This window comes from Streptomyces sp. NPDC000075 (genome assembly GCF_040301925.1).
Taxonomy (GTDB): domain Bacteria; phylum Actinomycetota; class Actinomycetes; order Streptomycetales; family Streptomycetaceae; genus Streptomyces; species Streptomyces polychromogenes.
Genome location: NZ_JBEPFL010000067.1, coordinates 1 through 16656 on the forward strand (window position 1 = coordinate 1; position 16656 = coordinate 16656).

Below are 16656 nucleotides of genomic sequence, written 5' to 3' on the forward strand. Positions count from 1 at the left end.
CCGGCCGCCGGGCCGGGGCCGACGGCCGCGCCCGGGGCGCGGGGCCCGCCGGCCTCTCCCTGTGAGGTACGGCCTGATCCTGTACCTGGCCGGCTCCGTGATGGCGCTGGCCCTGCTGATCAAGGCACCGGCCATGCGCCGGAGCTGGGACCAGCCGATCATCCGGGCCGTGTGCGCGCTGCTGGGGGTGGGCTGCCTGCTGACGTTCCTGGCGGCGCCGCCCTCGCTGGCGGCGGTCAACGAGATCACCGGCGTCGCCAACTTCGCCGCCCCGCTCGTGTACGGCGTCCTGACCGCCTTCTCGGGGGCCTCGGTGGTGCTGATCCTGCACTGGTCGGGGGGTCCGGCGGCGAGCCTGCGGCGGGCGACCCTGCTGACGGTGGGGGCCTTCGCCGCGGTGACCGCGGCGATCGCGGTGCTGTTCGCGGTCGGGGACGCGCCGGTGGAGCGGCTGCGGGACCTGGACACGTACTACGCGAACACGCCCTGGCTGCGCGAGATGATCGTCTGCTACCTGCTGGCGCACACGGTCGGCAGCACCGCGCTGAGCGTGCTGTCGCTGAAGTGGATGCTGCGCGTGGACCCGGCGCTGCGGCCGCTGCGCACGGGGCTGGCACTGATCATGCTCGGCGGGGTGCTGGACCTCGGGTACCTCGTCGCGAAGTGGGCGGCCGTCGGTGCCCGCTGGGCGGGCCGCGACTGGGACGGCCTGTCCACGTACGTGGCCCCGCCGCTGGCGTCGGCGGCGGCGCTGATGGTGGGGTGCGGGTTCGTGGTGCCGGTGGTCGGCGGGTCCCCGGTCTGGCGGGACCTGAGCCAGTACCGGCGGCTGCGGCCGCTGTGGAAGGCGCTGCGCGGGTTCGCGTCCCGCAGTGTGACGACGGTGCCGCTGACCTGGTGGTCTCCGCCGGGGATCCGGCTGGTGCACCGCGAGTCGGTGATCGCCGACGGGCTGCTGGCCCTGGCCAGCTGGTGCGATCCGGCCGTGCGCCGGGCGGCTCTGGGGGCGGCGCGGCTCCAGGGGCTGGACGCGGCCGAGGCGGCGGTGGTGGCGGACGCGGCGATGCTCGCCGCCGCCTGCCGGGGCCGGGCGGCCGCCGAGCGGGCGGGCGGGGCCGGGGTGGGTCCGGCCGATCCGGCCGCCGCGGACCCGCTGGGCAGCCGGCCGCTGGCCGCCCTCGCGCGCGCGTTCCGCACCTCCCCCGTCGTGGCGGCCGCCCGCCGGGGGACCCTCGCAGCGGACCCGGGAAGCGGCGGGCGCCCCGGGCCTTAGGCTCCGGGGCGCTCGCCGTACGGGTCCGGACGCTCGCCGTACGCGGAGGGGTCAGAGGTCCGCGAGGTCCAGGCCGGCCTGGGCGGCCGCGGCGTGGACGGTCTGCTCCAGCAGGACCGCGATGGTCATCGGGCCGACGCCGCCGGGCACCGGGGTGATCAGCGAGGCGCGGGCCGCGGCCGACTCGAAGTGGACGTCGCCGACGTTGCCCTCGTTGTAGCCGGCGTCCAGGACGACGGCGCCCTCCTTGATGTCCTCGCCCCGGATGAACTCGGCCTTCCCGACGGCGGCGACCAGCACGTCCGCCTGGCGGACGATCGAGGAGAGGTCCTTGGTGCGGGAGTGGCAGTAGGTGACGGTGGCGTTCTGCTCCAGCAGCAGCATCCCGGCGGGCTTGCCCAGGATCGCACTGCGGCCGACCACCACGGCGTGCTTGCCGGTGAGGTCCACCTCGTACGCGGCGAGCAGGCGCATGATGCCGCCGGGGGTGCAGGAGACGAAGCCGGGCAGGCCGAAGCCCATGGCGGCGAAGGAGTGCATGGTGACCCCGTCGACGTCCTTGCCGGGGGCGATGGCCTCGAAGGCGGCCCGCTCGTCGATGTGGTGCGGGACCGGGTGCTGGAGCAGGATGCCGCTGATCTCGGGGTCCTCGGAGAGGGCCGTGATCGTGGCGACGAGCTCCTCCGTGGTGGTCCCGGCCGGCAGGGCCACGTGGCGGGAGGTGATGCCGGCCTTGGCGCAACGGTTCTGCTTCATGCGCACGTACGTGACGGATGCGGGGTCCTCGCCGACCAGGACGGTGGCCAGGCAGGGCGCGGTGCCGGTGCGCTCGGTGATCTTCGCCGCGAGGGAGGCGGTCTCCTCGGAGATGCGGCGGGCGAGGGCGGTGCCGTCCATGAGCTGGGCGGTGCCGGTGGCGGTGGGGGCAGTCGTCACGGGGTCTCCTGAACGTCGCTGCGGATCACGGATCGCGGATCGCCCAGGCGCGCGGCAGACGGCGTACGGGGAGGTGCGTACGCCGGGCCGCTCCCCGGTGGTGATCCACCCGAACGCCAGTCACGGCCCTGCTCCCACTGTAGTCGACCCGTCCGGCCCGGTTATCCGGTGGATGACCGGCGCCCGGGCTGGGACGATCGAGACATGACGCGCACTTTCGACCATCTCGTCGCCGAGGCGGAATCCGTCTCGGTGGACGGCTGGGACTTCTCCTGGCTCGACGGCCGGGCCACCGAGCAGCGCCCCTCCTGGGGGTACCAGCGGCTGCTGGGCGAGCGCCTGGCCCGGGTCCGCTCCGCGCTGGACGTCCAGACCGGCGGCGGCGAGGTCCTGGCGGGGGCCGGCCCGCTGCCGCCGCTGACGGCGGCCACCGAGTCCTGGCCGCCGAACATCGAGAAGGCGACCCGGCTGCTGCACCCGCTGGGCGCCGTGGTGGTCGCCGACGCCGACGAGCCGCCGCTGCCCTTCGGCGACAACGCCTTCGAGCTGGTGGCCAGCCGGCACCCGGTGACCATCTGGTGGGAGGAGATCGCCCGGGTGCTGACCCCGGGCGGCACGTACTTCTCGCAGCAGGTCGGCCCGGCGAGCGTCTTCGAGCTCGTCGAGTACTTCCTCGGCCCGCAGCCGGAGGAGGTCCGGCGCTCCCGGCACCCCGACGACGCCGCGGCCGACGCCGGGAAGGCGGGCCTGGAGGTGGTCGACCTGCGCTCCGAGCGGCTGCGTACGGAGTTCCACGACATCGGAGCCGTGATCTACTTCTTGAGGAAGGTGATCTGGATGGTGCCGGGCTTCACGGTCGGGCGGTACCGGGACCGGCTGCGCGAGCTCCACGAACGGATCGAGCGCGACGGCCCGTTCGTCGCGCACACCGCCCGGTTCCTCATCGAGGCCCGCAAACCGGGCTGATGCGGGGGCGTGCGTACGAGGCGAATCCGGCACCGGTCCGGCGCGGACGCGACCGCGCGGGATCGGTTGCCCGGACACAGCGTGGCGCAGGTCACTCAATTCAGCGCGTAACGAATCGACTCGGGCAGGCGATGAACCGACAGGTGTCCTCGCGCGGCCCCGGAATACAGCCCCCCTGGGGACTGTTTCCCGAGTCCGCGCGATGATTCCCGCCCACCCCCTATCTGTTCGCAACGAGAGGCTCCTTGTGTCGCTCAGCCCGTCCCGTACGTTCCCTCCGGAGATCGCCGAATCGGAGGCCCTCGTCGCGCTCGTCGAGCGCGGCCGCGAGCAGGGTCACATCAACGGTGACGATGTGCGCCGGGCCTTCGAGGCCGGCCGCATCCCGGTGGACCAGTGGAAGCGGGTCCTGCGCAGCCTGAACCAGGTCCTGGACGAGGAGGGTGTCGCCCTCCACGTCAGCGCCGCCCCCGCCACGAAGGCCGCTGCCAAGAAGCCCCGCAAGGCAGCCGCCGCCCCGGCCCGCACCGTGACGAAGAAGGCGGCCGCCGCGCCGCGCCCCATCGGCGCGCGCAAGGCCTCGGCCGCCGCCGCCCCGGCCACCGCCGCGGCGATATCCGCTCCGTCGGCCGCCGCCGCGGAGGAGGTGTCGGCCGAGGCCGCCGCCGAGCCCAAGAAGCGCACGGTCAAGAAGACCGCGGCCAAGAAGGCCACGGCCACCAAGAAGACCGCCGCGAAGAAGACCACCGCCAAGGACGCCGACGACGCCGAGAACCCGGTCGTCGAGGGCGAGGACTGGGCGGTCGAGGACCTCGCCGACGAGACCGAGGAAGAGGCCCCCAAGGCCGGCGGCCAGGGCTTCGTGCTGTCCGACGAGGACGAGGACGACGCCCCGGCGCAGACCGTCATGGTGGCCGGCGCCACCGCCGACCCGGTCAAGGACTACCTCAAGCTCATCGGAAAGGTGCCGCTGCTCAACGCCGAGCAGGAGGTCGAGCTCGCCAAGCGCATCGAGGCGGGTCTCTTCTCCGAGTACAAGCTCGAAGAGGAGGAGGACCACAAGCCCGCGTTCAAGCGCGAGCTGGAGATCCTCGTCGAGGACGGCCGCCGTGCCAAGAACCACCTGCTGGAGGCCAACCTCCGCCTCGTGGTCTCCCTGGCCAAGCGCTACACCGGCCGCGGCATGCTCTTCCTGGACCTGATCCAGGAGGGCAACGTCGGCCTGATCCGCGCCGTGGAGAAGTTCGACTACACCAAGGGCTTCAAGTTCTCCACGTACGCGACCTGGTGGATCCGGCAGGCGATCACGCGTGCCATGGCCGACCAGTCGCGCACCATCCGCATCCCCGTGCACATGGTCGAGATCATCAACAAGCTCGCCCGCGTGCAGCGCCAGATGCTCCAGGACCTGGGCCGCGAGCCCACCCCGGAGGAGCTGGGCAAGGAACTCGACATGACCCCGGAGAAGGTCATCGAGGTCCAGAAGTACGGCCGCGAGCCGATCTCCCTGCACACCCCCCTGGGTGAGGAGGGCGACAGCGAGTTCGGTGACCTCATCGAGGACTCCGAGGCGGTCGTGCCCGCGGACGCGGTGTCCTTCACCTTCCTCCAGGAGCAGCTCCAGTCGATCCTGGGCACGCTCTCCGAGCGCGAGGCGGGCGTGGTCTCCATGCGCTACGGCCTCAACGACGGCCAGCCGAAGACGCTGGACGAGATCGGCCGCGTGTACGGGGTGACCCGTGAGCGCATCCGCCAGATCGAGTCCAAGACGATGTCGAAGCTGCGCCACCCGTCGCGCTCCCAGGTGCTGCGCGACTACCTGGACTGATCCCCGGGGACGCACGAAAGCGGAGGCCCGCGCCGTTCGGCGCGGGCCTCCGCGTTTTCCGCGTCGTGGGCGGTGCCGGTCAGGCGGCCGTGCGGGCGTGGCGGGCCTTGCGGGCGGACATCAGGGCGTAGACCAGGACGCCCGCGAAGAGGAACAGCACGCCCTGGTAGACGGCCGCGTACCCGGAACCGGCGACCAGCCACATCGAGAAGGCGAAGGCCACGCCGGCGAGGACGCCGTCCCGGACCAGCTGTCCGCGCCGGACCCGCTCCGGCCGGCCCGAGGCCAGGAAGTACAGCTGGGCCGCGGTGGAGAGCAGGTAGGGGACGGTCGCGGTGAAGGTGGTGATCAGCACCAGCGCCTCGAAGACGGCCGCGGAGCCCGCCGTGTAGTTGTAGACGGTCAGGGCGGAGGCCAGCGCGGCCGTGACGAGGACGCCGGCCACCGGGACCCCGCGCCGCTTCTTCTCGAAGACCTTCGGGAAGAGCCCGTCCTTGGCGGCCGCGTACGGGGTCTGCGCGCCGAGCAGCGTCCAGCCGTTGAGGGCGCCGACCATCGAGATCACGGCCGCGGCGGCGACCAGGGTGCCGCCCCAGGTCGCGCCGGCCCCTCCCCCGGCGGAAAGCATGGTGTCCACGGCGTCGGCGAAGGGCGCCTGGGAGGTGACCAGCTTGTCGTGGGCGACCAGGCCGAAGACGGAGAGGGTGCCGAGCAGGTAGACGACGGCGGCGCCGAGGGTGCCGAGGACGGTGGCCCGGCCGACGTTGCGGGCGGGGTCGCGGACCTCGCCCGCGCTGACGGCGGCGGACTCGACGCCGATGTAGCTGAAGAGCAGGATCGCGGCGGACGCGGAGACCGCCCCGACCGGGCTCTGGCCGGTGGCCTGGAACGGGCCGAGGTTGGCCGGGTCGAAGAAGAACAGCCCGCCGACGGCGACGAGCAGCAGCGGGACCAGCTTCAGGACGGTCGCGACCACCTGGACCACGCCCACGTAGCGGGTGCCGGCCAGGTTGGAGAGGGCCGGCAGCCACTGGACTGCGAGGGCGGCCAGGCACATCGACCACTTGTGCTCCCCCACCGCCGGGAAGAGCACCGCGAGGTAGCCGACGGACGCCACCGCGAGGGCGGCGTTGGAGACCCAGGCGGTCATCCAGTAGCTGTACGCCGCGAGGAAGCCCGCGAAGTCGCCGAAGGCGGCGCGTACGTAGACGTAGGGGCCGCCGGTCTGCGGGTGGCGCCGGGCGAGGCGGCCGAAGACCAGGGCGAGGGCGATCGCCCCGAGGGTCAGGACGGCGAAGGCCAGGAGGCTGATGGTGCCGAAGGGCGCGACCGAGGCCGGGAGCAGGAAGATCCCGCCGCCGATGACGTTGCCCATGACGAGGCAGATCGCGACCGGGAGGCCGAAGCGGCGGGCGTGGCGGTCGGCGGGGGCGGGCGCCTGTCCGGGCGTGACCGGCGTTTCGGTCCGGGCGGCCCCGGGGGCGGTGCTCTGCTCGGCGGGCGGGGCTGCGGTGCTGGTCATCGGTGGTGCGCCTCGGAATGTCTCACATGGTGGGCAGGTGAACACATGGTTGACCACCGGGAAGTCCGCGCCAAATCACCGGGTTTCGTCCGGCGCCGCACCCGCTGCGGACGGAAGGGTTCCGTCGGATGCGCCCTCCGGCCGCTGATCCTCCCGCCCGTGATCGTACGGCCGGTGATCGTCCGGCCGGGCCGGGAGGGGGATCTGGGGGCCGTCGGACTCGCGCAGCCAGCGGCGCAGCACCTCGTGCACGGCCTCCGCCCCCACCAGCTCCGGGTCCGGCTCCGAGAGGTCCGCCGGCCACATCAGGAACGGGTTCCCCTGCTCCCCGCCCAGGCCCCCGTGCGAGCCGATCTGCTCCTCGAAGGCGTGCACGGTCCCGGTGCGGGGGTCGTACGCGGAGTTGACCATGACGTCGGCCACGTGCGGGAAGGAGTCCGTCCGGCGGACCGCGTCCGCCGCTCCCGGCCCGAAGGCGGCCAGGAGTTCCTCCGCCGCCCCGGGCACGTCGAGCCGCGCCGAGGCGCCGCCCGGGCCCAGTACCTCCCCGTCGACCAGCAGGAAGCCCACCCCCGGATGGCCGGCCAGGGTGGCCAGCAGGCCGGGGTGGGTCCGCTCGATCCGGCGGCGGGTGGCACGGCCGGGCAGGCGGGGGAAGGAGATCAGCCCGAGGTTCCCGGAGGCCAGCACCACCGGGTCCGGGCCCGGCGGGGGATGGGCCTCCTCCCCGTCCTCCTCGACCGGCCGGTGGAGGGCGGCCAGGACCGCCGCCCGGGCCTCGGCCCCGCTGCGGGTGCGGCCGGCCCGGCGGGGCACCGGCAGCCCGCAGCCCGCCCGGACGAGGTCCTCCAGGCTGAGCCCGTAGCGGCCGAGGAAGGTCTCCCCCGGGCTCTGGCCGTGGTCCGACAACAGGACGAAGCGGTACTCGCGCGGCGCGTGCTCGGCGACCCGGGCGATCAGCGCGATGCTCCGGTCGAGCCGGGCGAGCACCCGGTCGGTGTCGCGGCCGTGCGGGCCGGAGTGGTGGGCGACCTCGTCGTAGGCCACCAGGTCCGCGTAGACCGCCGCCCGGCCCGCGAGCAGGTCCCCGATCACCGCCGACACCACCACGTCCCGCTCGACGACCGTGGCGAAGGCCCTGATCAGCGGGTACAGACCGCCGCGCGCCACCCGGGGGTGCTCGTCGCGCAGCCGCGCGCGCAGCGACTGGCCGACCTCCCGGGCCGCCTCGGCGACGAAGGACAGGGCGGTGCGGACGGCGTTGGCCGGGTCGGAGAAGTACGCGAAGTAGCCCGCGCGGGAGCGGTTGGCGCGGCCGCGCCGGGCCGCGACCGAGAGGACCAGGGCCAGCTGGTCGGCGCCCCCGCTGAACAGGTTGCCGCGGCTGGCCCCGTCGAGGGTGAGCAGCCCGCCGTCCCGGGTGCGCGTCTGGGCGCGGCGCTGGAGCTCGGCCGCGCTGGTGGGCCGGTTGCAGACCATCACCTCGCCGGTGTCCTTCTCGTACCAGCGGAAGGCCGGCACGTCGAAGGTGGAACCGTGCAGGATGCCGAGCTGGCTGGCGCCGGTCTGGCTGGACCAGTCGGTGCGCCAGGGCATGACCCGGTGGCCGTGCTCCAGCCAGCCGGCCACGGTCGGCATCAGCCCGTCGGCCACCGCCCGGCGCAGCACCCGGTGGCCGACCCCGTCGAGCTGGAGGAAGACCAGCCCGGGGCCGCCGCCCGGGGGTGGTGCGCGGCGGTGGCGGCGCCGGGCGGCGAGCCGGCGCAGCCGGCGCCGGTAGGCGTCGTCGTCGCGTACGGCGAGGGCGGTGGAGGTGGCCGAGGCGACGGCGGACATGGCGGCGGCGACGACCACCGCCGTCTCGGGCGCGGCGGCGGCGCCGCGCTCCTCGGGGATCAGGCTGAGGGCCATCAGCAGGAGGGAGCCGTTGAGGAAGAAGACGAGCAGCCCGAGCACCAGGGCGGGGACCAGCAGCAGGGCCCGTACGACGACCGGCCAGACGAGGGCGGTCAGCAGGCCGAAGGCCCCGGCGCCCCAGGCGGCGGTCAGCCCGACCCGGGTGACGCTGTCGCCGTCGGCGGACTCCAGGCGGAAGTCGGGCAGGAGCGCCGCGAGTACGAGCAGGGTCAGCGTGGACGCCGCCCACACGAGGAGCACCCGCACCAGTGCCCCGCCCGCGACCCGCCACCGCCCCACGGCCCACCGCCTCGCGTCTCCCCCGGACGTGCGTCCGCGGTCCCCCCGCCAGCGTCGCACAGGGCGGCGCGTCAGGGGGGTCCGCACGGATGGCGCACCGGGGCGGGGGCTCTCAGGTGCCGTCGTAGCCCGCCGTCGGCATGGACAGCCTGCGGTGCACCTCGGCCTTCATGGCGGAGGTGTAGCGCGGCTCCTCGAGCCCGGCGGTCTCCAGGCGGACTCCGCGCCGGGCGCACTCGGCGGTGAACTCCTCGACGGAGCACAGCGCTCGGGCCAGGACCCGGCGGCTGGGCGCGACGAACAGGTCGATCCGGCCGGCGTCCACGTCGCTCCAGAGCCCGCAGTGGTCGGCCCGCAGCCCGTAGAAGAGCAGCTGCCGGGTGACCACGTAGCCCTGGGCTGCGGCCCAGCGCGCGCACATCGCGTGCTGGCTCCGGGTGTCCACGGCGAAGGGGTCGGCGTCGAGTTCCTCCAGCGGGGCCAGGCTGGTGATCGCGGCCACGCGCAACGCATCCATGGCGCCCGACCCTACTCCGATCCGGGCCCGGGGAGGAGGGGTGCCGCGGAGTTCCGCTTCCGGGCGGCCCGGCGGGGGAAGGCCTAGGGTCGACGGGTCGGCGGGTCGAGGGAAGGGGGCGGCGGGGGTGCCGGTCGAGATCACCTGGTGGGGGCACGCCACCTGTACGGTGCGGGACTCGGGGGTGCGGGTGCTGACGGATCCGCTGTTCGTCCGGCGGTTCGCGCACCTGCGGCGCCGTCGCGGGGCGGTGCCCCCGCCGGAGGCCGCCGAGGCGGACGTGGTGCTGGTGTCGCACCTGCACTCCGACCACCTGCACCTGCCGTCCCTGGCCCGGCTGGCGCCCGGCACGCGGCTCGTGGTGCCGCGCGGGGCGCGGCGCGCGGTGCCGGGGCTGGCACGGCTGGCGGCGGCCCGGGCTCTGGTGGTGACGGAGGTGGTCCCGGGCGAGGAGGTCGGGGTGCGCGCGGGCGTGCGGGTGCGGGCGGTGAGCGCCCGGCACGACGGGCGGCGGGTGCCGTTCGGGCCGCGTCGGGTGCGGGCGCTGGGGTACGTGGTCGAGGGCGCGGCGCGGACGTACTTCGCCGGGGACACCGGGCTCTTCGACACGATGGCCGAGGAGACGGGGCCGGTGGACGTGGCCCTGCTGCCGGTGGGCGGCTGGGGGCCGTACCTGGGGCCGGGCCACCTGGATCCGGAGGGCGCGGCACGGGCCCTGGCGCGGCTGGCGCCGCCGGCGGCGGTTCCGGTGCACTACGGGACGTACTGGCCGATCGGCATGGACGCGGTGCGGCCGCACGAGTTCCACGCGCCGGGCGAGGAGTTCGCCCGGCTGGCGGGGGTGCTCGCGCCGGAGGTGACGGTACGGGTCCCGGCGCACGGGGAGCGGGTGGTGCTGCCGTGACGGGGTGGTGGCAGGGGGCCGCGGAGGTGGTCGGGCGGGTGCCGCCGGAGACGACCCAGCGGGCGGTGGGCTACCCGGCGCTGTTCGTCCTGGTCGCGCTGGGGGCGCTGGTGCCGGTGATCCCCACGGGGGCGCTGGTCAGTTCGGCGGCGGTGGTGGCCTTCCACCAGCGGTCGCTGCCCTTCGGGGTGCTGCCGGTGTTCGGGGTGGCGGCGCTGGCGGCGTTCGCGGGGGACCTCGCCCTGTACTGGCTCGGGCAGCGCGGGGTGCGCTCGCGCGGCGGCTCCCGGTGGCTGGAGTCCCTGCGCGGGCGGGCCGCGCCGGAGCGGCTGGAGCGGGCGCGGGTGGGGCTGGAGGAGCACGGGGTGCTGGTCCTGGTGCTGTCGCGGCTGGTTCCGGCGGGCCGGATCCCGGTGATGCTGGCCTGTCTGCTGGGCGGGCTGCCGCTGCGGCGGTTCGCCCGGGGGGACGCGCCCGCCTGCCTCGCCTGGGCGGCGACGTACGGGCTGATCGGGATCCTGGGCGGCTCGCTGTTCTCGGAACCGTGGAAGGGGGTGGCCGTGGCGGTGGCGCTGACGGTGCTGATCAGTGCGGGGCCGGCGGTGTGGCGGCGGGCGCGGGGGAACGACCGGTAGCCTCCTTGGATCCGGGACGGAAGGGGTCACTGATGACGGAGGAACTCCACGGCGCGGGCGCGCCGTTGGACGGCGCGGCCTGGGAGACGGTCCGCGCCCTGGCCGCCCGCTTCGACGCCGCCTCGGCCGAGCTGGGGGTGGTGCCGCCGCAGAGCCACGTCCTGCAAGTGCTGAAGATCGGCGAGGAGTTCGGCGAGGCCGCGCAGGCGGTGATCGGGGCGACCGGGACGAATCCGCGCAAGGGGCGCTCGCACGAGTGGGACGACGTGCATGACGAGGTGTGCGATGTGATCATCACGGGGATGGTGGCGCTGGCGCGGATGCGGCCGGACGCGGCGGAGTACTTCGCGAGCCAACTCGCCCTGAAGGCGGGGCGCTTCCTCCCCGGATCCGCCGCGGGCGAGGGGGCCTGACGCCCGGGGCCGCCGCGCGGGTCCGCCTCCCCGCCCCCGCCCTTCCACCGTTCCCGGGGGCTCCGCCCCCGCCCCGGTACGGGCGCCGCGCGCCCGCCGGGCGGCGTCAGGGCAGGGGCGGGACCCGGTGGGCCCACGGGCGGGCGGATTCCAGTTGGGCGGCCACGCTCAGCAGGGTCGTCTCCTCGTGCGGCCGCGCCACCAGCTGGACGGCGACCGGCAGCCCGTCCGTCCCGAACCCCGCGGGCACCGACGCGGCGGGCTGCCCCGTCACGTTCCACAGCGCGGTGTACGCGATCATCGGGCGCGACCGCAGCAGCGCCCCCGCCAGCCCCACCCCGTCCAGCGCCCCGACCCGTCGCGGCCGGTGCGCGAGCGTCGGGGTGAGCAGCAGGTCCGCCCCGGCGAAGACCCGCTCGGCCCGTACCGCCAGTCGCTCCCCCGCCCGCACGGCCCGTTCGACGGCGGCCTCCGGGGCCAGCCGGGCGAGCCGCAGGGTCTGCCGGGTGCGGCGCTCCAGGAGATCGGGCCGTTCCACGGTCGCCGCCTCCGCGCGGACGCCCCCGCAGAACTGGGGCAGGAACGCGGCCGTGGCGTCGGGGTAGCGCGGGGACACCTCCCGTACGTCGTGCCCGAGTTCGCTCAGGAGCCCCGCCGTCCGCCGCAGGGCGGCCACGTGCTCGGGGTGGGGGCGCACCCCGGGCACCGCCGGCCTGGCCGACCAGGCGATCCGGAGCCGGCCCGGCGCGGTGGACGCCGCCCGGACGAAGCCGGTGGCGGCGGGGCGGGCGGCCCAGCGGTCGCTGCCGGAGGGGCCGCTGAGGACGTCGTAGAGCAGGGCGCTGTCCAGCACGGTCCGGGTGAGCGGGCCGATGGTGCCGAGGGCGTACCAGAGGTGGGGCTGCGGGGCGGTGGGGACGCGGCCGCGCTGCGGTTTGAGGCCGAAGAGGCCGCAGCAGGCGGCGGGGATGCGGATCGAGCCGCCGCCGTCACCGCCGAGCGCGGCGCCCACGAGGCCGGCCGCGACGGCCGCGGCGCTGCCGCCGCTGGATCCGCCGGTGGTGCGGGAGGTGTCCCAGGGGTTGCGGGCGCTGCCGTGGGCGGCGGACTCGGTGAACGGCCACTGCCCGAACTCCGGCATCACGGTCTTGCCGACGACGACGGCCCCGGCCGCCCGCAGCCGCCGTACCGCCTCGCCGTCGCGGGCGGCCGGGGTGTGGTTGGCGGCGCCGCCGAAGCCCGTGACCTCCCCGGCCACGTCCAGTTCGTCCTTGACCGCGACGGGCACGCCCAGCAGCGGCAGGTCCGTCCCCGCCGCCCGGGCGGCGTCGCGGGCGTCGGCCTCGGCGAGGACCGCCTCGCGGGCGCGCACCACCCGGAACGCGCCCAGGTGCCGGTCGAGCGCCCCGATCCGGCGCAGCGAGGCCTCGGCGAGTCCGCGCGCGGTCACCTTCCCCGTCCGTACCAGCTCCGCCTGCCGGGCCGCGCCCAGGAACAGCAGTTCACCGTCGTCCACGTGCGTACGTGCCTTCCTCCGCGGGGTGTTCCGTGGGGGCACGGTATGCCAGGCCGGACGATCTACGACAGGGGCATGTCAGCCGCGAGCCGCCCGGGCGTCCCGGTTTCCCCGCCGGTGCCGGCGTCCGCACCGAGGGTGCGGGAGGCCCCGACGGGCAGGTCCCAGAGGTCCTCGCGGGGCAGCCCCGCACGGGCCCAGGCGGCCCGGACCCGGTGCAGGGGCTCCATGACCGGTTCGGCGGAGAGGACGAAGGCGCCCCAGTGCATGGGGGCCATCCGGCGGGCCCCGAGGTCGAGGCAGGCCCGTACGGCCTCCTCCGGGTCGGTGTGCACGTCGCGCAGCCACCAGCGCGGGGCGTAGGCGCCGACGGGCAGGAGCGCGAGGCCGATGCCGGGGTGGCGGTGGCCGATCTCGCGGAACCAGTGCCCGTAGCCGGTGTCCCCGGCGAAGTAGACCGTGTTCCCGCCGCCGGCCCGGTCGGTGAGCACCCAGCCGCCCCACAGGGTGCGGCAGGTGTCCAGCAGGGAGCGCCGGGACCAGTGGTGGGCGGGGACGAAGTCGAAGCGTACGCCGCCCAGTTCGGCGGACTCCCACCAGTCGAGCTCGGTCACCCGGCGGAAGCCGCGGCGGCGGCACCAGCGGGCGAGGCCGGCGGGTACGAAGAGGGCGGTGTCCCCGGGCAGGCGCTTGAGGGTGGGGGCGTCGAGGTGGTCGAAGTGGTTGTGGCTGATCACCACGGCGTCCACGGGCGGCAGTTCCTCCCAGCGCACCCCGGGCGGCGTCATCCGGGGCGGGGTGCCGAGGATCCGCCGGGACCACACGGGGTCGGTCAGCACGGTCAGCCCGCCGGTGCGCACCACCCAGGAGGCGTGCCCGGCCCAGGTCACGCAGGTCTCGCCGGGCGCCACGGGGGGCAGTGGCGCGGGCCGGTACGGCAGGTCGGGGATCCCCCGCAGCCCCTCGGGCCCGGGCCGCAGGGCCCCCTCCCGCGCCAGCCGCGCGAAGGCCCGCACCCCGGGCAGCGGCACGGTCAGCCGGTCCGCGAACGACCGCGGCCACACCCGCACCTCCCCGAGGGGCCGCGGGGCGGGGGCACGGGGCGGGGCGGCCTGCGGCGGGGGCACGTCCGCCGGAGCCCGGCCGGCCGGCGGGGCGGGGGCGGCCGGCTGCGGGGGGTGGGGCTGGTCCCTCATCTGACGGTCTCCCTTCGTACGCCGGTGTCAGTCGGCCAGCCCGGCCAGCACCGAGCCGAGCAGGCCGAGCGCGGCGCGGACGTGCGGCAGCTCCAGGGGGTCGCGGGCACCCAGCGCGGCGAGCCGCTCCCCCGGCGTGGCTCCCAGCAGGGGGCCGGTCGACAGCCGCACGCGCAGCGCGCCCAGTTCGTCCGCGAACCGCTGCCCGCCGGGCGTCGGCGAGCCCAGCCGCCCGCCGAGCCAGTCCTCCAGCTCCATCGCGTCGCCCACCCCGTGCCGGGCCAGGCCCGCGCGCAGCGGGGTGAGGTCCGCGTACAGGTGGCGCCCGGCCTGCGGGGGCCGGGCGAGCGCGCCGACGGCCAGCAGCTCCCGGTGCGCGGCCGCCGCCACCGCGCCGTGCAGGGCGGCCGCCGCGTAGGCCCGCCCGGCGACGGCGTCCGGCTCGTCCAGGGCGTGCGCGGCGGCCACCGCGACCGGGCCCGCCACCAGCGCGCCGGTGGCGGTGAGGATGTCGAGGGTGCGGGCGCGCAGCCAGGTGCCGCGCGGGGTGGCGGGGAAGCGGGCCACGGCGGCGGGCCAGCCGCCCGGCAGCTGGGCGCCGGACAGGTCCACCAGCACGGCGGCCGTGTCGGGCAGCATCTCGGCGGGGCTCAGCACCAGTGTGTCGTGCGGCCGGTGGACGGTGTCGCGCCAGCTCTCGTCGCTGACGACGAACAGCCCGGCCCCCTCGGCCGCCTCGCAGGCCTCGCGCAGCATCTCGGGCGGCGGCACGGTGGCGGTCGGGTCGTCGGCCACCGACAGCAGCAGCACGCGCGGGTCGCCGCCCTCGGCGCGGACCCTGCGCACGGTCTCCAGCAGGGCGTACGGGTCCGGGACCCCGCCGCACTCGGCCGGGGTGGGTACGTGATAGGCCCGCCGTCCCAGCAGCCGGACCTGCGGGGTCCACCAGGCGGGACAGGGCCGGGGCAGCAGCACGTCGCCGCCGTACGCGCCGAGCAGGGCGAGCAGCAGGGCCGGCGCGCCGGGCCCGGCGGCGACGTCCTCCGGCTCGGTGGCGAGCCCGCGCCGCGCCCAGTAACGGCAGGCGGCCCGGCGTACGCCCGCCCCGCCGCCCGGGGGCTCGGGGGCGGCCCGGCCGGCCGCCCCGGCGAGCACGGACTCCAGCTCCGGCAGGACCGGGAGGCCCGGTTCGGGGGCGGGGGGACCGTACCGGACCGGCCCCCGCCCCTCCGGCGCCAGGCGCCAGACTCCGGCCCCGGCGGGCCCTTCCGTCATCCCCTCGGCCATCCCCGCCACGTGCCCGCCTTCCGCTGCCCGCTGCCCACTACCCACTGCCGACCGTCCACGGCCCGGCTGCCCGCTGCGCGGCGGCCGGGTGCCGCATCCTGACGGCCACCTCCGATCGACCTGCCCTTTATACGATTATTTCCTGCGCAATGCCCGCTTTCCGCCCCACCGAACCCTCACGCGCGCCGCCCCAGCAGGGCCAGCAGCCGGGTCTGCGCGTCCGCCCCCGCCGGCACCTCCAGCGGCGCGGCGTACATCCCGCTCGCGGCGAGCCCGTCGGCGTACGGCATGACCTCCTTCAGGGCGAACTCGACCAGCCCGTCCGGCAGCCGGTCGTCCGCGCCGACGGCCCGCGAGAGGTCGCCTCACCGTCCTCGGCGATCCCCTGCCGCCCACTGTCCACGCCCCCGCACCGTCCTGCCACCGACCCGGCCAACCCCCTTGGGAAACAAGGCCGGTGTCCACATGTCAAAACGCACATCTCAGAGAACGGTCTGATCGCCTACGGTGATCACAGCACTTCGACGAGGAGGAGAACGCCATGGGCGACGCCCACGAGACGGCCGTCTACACGCACGGCCACCACGAGTCGGTCCTGCGCTCGCACCGCTGGCGCACCGCCGCCAACTCGGCCGCCTATCTGATCGGGGAGCTGCGCCCGGGCATGCGGGTGCTGGACGTGGGCTGCGGTCCGGGCACCATCACCGCGGACCTGGCGGAACTGGTCGCCCCGGGCGGGCGGGTCACCGCCGTCGACGCGGCGCGGGACGTGCTGGACAAGGCGGGCGCGTACGCGGCCGAGCGGGGGCTGGCGGGGGCCGTGGACTTCGCGGTGGCCGACGTCCACGCCCTGGAGTTCGCGGACGACACCTTCGACGTGGTCCACGCCCACCAGGTGCTCCAGCACGTGGGTGACCCGGTGCAGGCGCTGCGGGAGATGCGGCGGGTGTGCCGGCCGGGCGGGATCGTGGCCGTCCGCGACGCCGACTACGCGGCGATGACCTGGTACCCGGCGACACCGGGGCTGGAGGAGTGGCTGGACCTGTACCACCGGGTGGCCCGCGCGAACGGCGGCGAACCGGACGCCGGACGGCGGCTGCTGTCGTGGGCCCGGGCGGCGGGGTTCACGGACGTCCGGGCGTCCGCGACGTCCTGGTGCTACGCGACGCCGGAGGAGGTGGCCTGGTGGTCCGGACTGTGGGCGGACCGGACCACGGCCTCCTCGTACGCGAAGGCGGCCGTCGGCGGGGGGCACGCGGCGGAGGGCGACCTGGCCGGGATCGCCGCCGCCTGGCGGGAGTGGGGAGCCGCGCCCGACGCGTGGTTCTCGGTGCTGAACGGTGAGCTGCTGTGCCGGGCGTGAGGCGGTAACCGCCGCGCGAAGCGGGGCTCCCCCCCCCCGGGGGGCGGGGGGGGGGCCGCGTGGCGCGGGGGCGCCCCCCCCGGGCGCCCGGGGGGGCGCCCGGC

14 protein-coding genes, 1 pseudogene and 1 riboswitch are annotated in these 16656 nt (G+C 76.0%); of the genes and pseudogenes, 7 read left to right on the forward strand and 8 right to left on the reverse strand.

Annotated elements, in window-relative coordinates:
• Positions 1-61 precede the first annotated feature (61 nt).
• Positions 62-1273 (forward strand): DUF6545 domain-containing protein, encoded by a 1212-nt coding sequence (locus tag ABT403_RS38405; protein WP_344166436.1) that lies wholly within the window; start codon positions 62-64, stop codon positions 1271-1273.
• Between the two features lie 51 nt (positions 1274-1324).
• Here the strand turns inward: ABT403_RS38405 and ABT403_RS38410 are convergent, their stop codons facing one another.
• Positions 1325-2170, reverse strand: a complete 846-nt coding sequence (locus tag ABT403_RS38410; RefSeq protein ID WP_344166765.1) for a bifunctional 5,10-methylenetetrahydrofolate dehydrogenase/5,10-methenyltetrahydrofolate cyclohydrolase — start codon at positions 2168-2170, stop codon at positions 1325-1327.
• 73 nt (positions 2171-2243) lie between these two features.
• A riboswitch (ZMP/ZTP riboswitch) is annotated at positions 2244-2343 on the reverse strand.
• Positions 2344-2413: 70 nt separating this feature from the next.
• On the opposite strand from ABT403_RS38410, the gene ABT403_RS38415 reads away from it, so the two are divergent.
• Positions 2414-3175 (forward strand): methyltransferase domain-containing protein, encoded by a 762-nt coding sequence (locus ABT403_RS38415; RefSeq protein WP_344166435.1) that lies wholly within the window; start codon positions 2414-2416, stop codon positions 3173-3175.
• 247 nt (positions 3176-3422) lie between these two features.
• The gene (locus ABT403_RS38420) at positions 3423-5003 is read left to right on the forward strand and encodes an RNA polymerase sigma factor (protein WP_344166434.1); all 1581 of its coding nucleotides are present in this window, start codon (positions 3423-3425) and stop codon (positions 5001-5003) included.
• A 79-nt stretch (positions 5004-5082) separates the two neighbouring features.
• Here the strand turns inward: ABT403_RS38420 and ABT403_RS38425 are convergent, their stop codons facing one another.
• From ABT403_RS38425 to ABT403_RS38435, 3 genes are all read right to left on the reverse strand, one after another.
• On the reverse strand, positions 5083-6525 hold the full coding sequence (locus ABT403_RS38425) for an amino acid permease (protein ID WP_344166433.1): 1443 nt from the start codon (positions 6523-6525) through the stop codon (positions 5083-5085).
• Positions 6526-6600: 75 nt separating this feature from the next.
• Positions 6601-8721: a phage holin family protein gene (locus ABT403_RS38430; RefSeq protein ID WP_344166432.1), complete on the reverse strand. Its 2121-nt coding sequence runs from the start codon at positions 8719-8721 to the stop codon at positions 6601-6603.
• Between the two features lie 112 nt (positions 8722-8833).
• On the reverse strand, positions 8834-9238 hold the full coding sequence (locus ABT403_RS38435) for a hypothetical protein (RefSeq protein ID WP_344166431.1): 405 nt from the start codon (positions 9236-9238) through the stop codon (positions 8834-8836).
• A 127-nt stretch (positions 9239-9365) separates the two neighbouring features.
• Here ABT403_RS38435 and ABT403_RS38440 point away from each other — a divergent pair, with 127 nt between their 5' ends.
• From ABT403_RS38440 to ABT403_RS38450, 3 genes are read left to right on the forward strand one after another with little or no spacing between them, the layout of a single operon-like run.
• Positions 9366-10142, forward strand: coding sequence for an MBL fold metallo-hydrolase (locus ABT403_RS38440; RefSeq protein WP_344166430.1), 777 nt, complete (start codon positions 9366-9368; stop codon positions 10140-10142).
• Positions 10139-10777, forward strand: coding sequence for a DedA family protein (locus ABT403_RS38445; protein ID WP_344166429.1), 639 nt, complete (start codon positions 10139-10141; stop codon positions 10775-10777). The genes ABT403_RS38440 and ABT403_RS38445 overlap by 4 nt, the downstream gene beginning before the upstream one ends.
• A 32-nt stretch (positions 10778-10809) precedes the next feature.
• On the forward strand, positions 10810-11190 hold the full coding sequence (locus ABT403_RS38450) for a MazG-like family protein (RefSeq protein WP_344166428.1): 381 nt from the start codon (positions 10810-10812) through the stop codon (positions 11188-11190).
• Positions 11191-11296: 106 nt separating this feature from the next.
• Here the strand turns inward: ABT403_RS38450 and ABT403_RS38455 are convergent, their stop codons facing one another.
• From ABT403_RS38455 to ABT403_RS38470, 4 genes and pseudogenes are all read right to left on the reverse strand, one after another.
• Entirely contained in the window at positions 11297-12706 is a 1410-nt protein-coding gene (locus ABT403_RS38455) for an amidase (protein ID WP_344166427.1), read from the reverse strand.
• A 62-nt stretch (positions 12707-12768) separates the two neighbouring features.
• Complete coding sequence (locus tag ABT403_RS38460; protein WP_344166426.1) at positions 12769-13902, reverse strand: MBL fold metallo-hydrolase; 1134 nt, start codon at positions 13900-13902, stop codon at positions 12769-12771.
• A gap of 27 nt (positions 13903-13929) precedes the next feature.
• A complete protein-coding gene (locus tag ABT403_RS38465) occupies positions 13930-15177 on the reverse strand; it encodes an aminotransferase class I/II-fold pyridoxal phosphate-dependent enzyme (RefSeq protein WP_344166425.1) in 1248 nt (415 codons plus the stop codon).
• A gap of 188 nt (positions 15178-15365) precedes the next feature.
• Positions 15366-15551, reverse strand: a pseudogene (locus ABT403_RS38470) (TIGR03086 family metal-binding protein); the annotation flags it as partial.
• Positions 15552-15730: 179 nt separating this feature from the next.
• Between ABT403_RS38470 and ABT403_RS38475 the strand changes: the two are divergent.
• Positions 15731-16552 (forward strand): class I SAM-dependent methyltransferase, encoded by an 822-nt coding sequence (locus ABT403_RS38475; protein WP_344166424.1) that lies wholly within the window; start codon positions 15731-15733, stop codon positions 16550-16552.
• Positions 16553-16656: the final 104 nt, after the last annotated feature.

Excerpts from the sequence above, each read along its gene's own strand:
- ABT403_RS38410 (WP_344166765.1), bottom strand. The coding sequence starts at position 2,170 with ATGGACGGCACCGCCCTCGCCCGCCGCATCTCCGAGGAGACCGCCTCC.
- ABT403_RS38415 (WP_344166435.1), top strand. The coding sequence starts at position 2,414 with ATGACGCGCACTTTCGACCATCTCGTCGCCGAGGCGGAATCCGTCTCG.
- ABT403_RS38425 (WP_344166433.1), bottom strand. The coding sequence starts at position 6,525 with ATGACCAGCACCGCAGCCCCGCCCGCCGAGCAGAGCACCGCCCCCGGG.
- ABT403_RS38435 (WP_344166431.1), bottom strand. The coding sequence starts at position 9,238 with ATGGATGCGTTGCGCGTGGCCGCGATCACCAGCCTGGCCCCGCTGGAG.
- ABT403_RS38450 (WP_344166428.1), top strand. The coding sequence starts at position 10,810 with ATGACGGAGGAACTCCACGGCGCGGGCGCGCCGTTGGACGGCGCGGCC.
- ABT403_RS38460 (WP_344166426.1), bottom strand. The coding sequence starts at position 13,902 with ATGAGGGACCAGCCCCACCCCCCGCAGCCGGCCGCCCCCGCCCCGCCG.
- ABT403_RS38465 (WP_344166425.1), bottom strand. The coding sequence starts at position 15,177 with ATGACGGAAGGGCCCGCCGGGGCCGGAGTCTGGCGCCTGGCGCCGGAG.
- ABT403_RS38475 (WP_344166424.1), top strand. The coding sequence starts at position 15,731 with ATGGGCGACGCCCACGAGACGGCCGTCTACACGCACGGCCACCACGAG.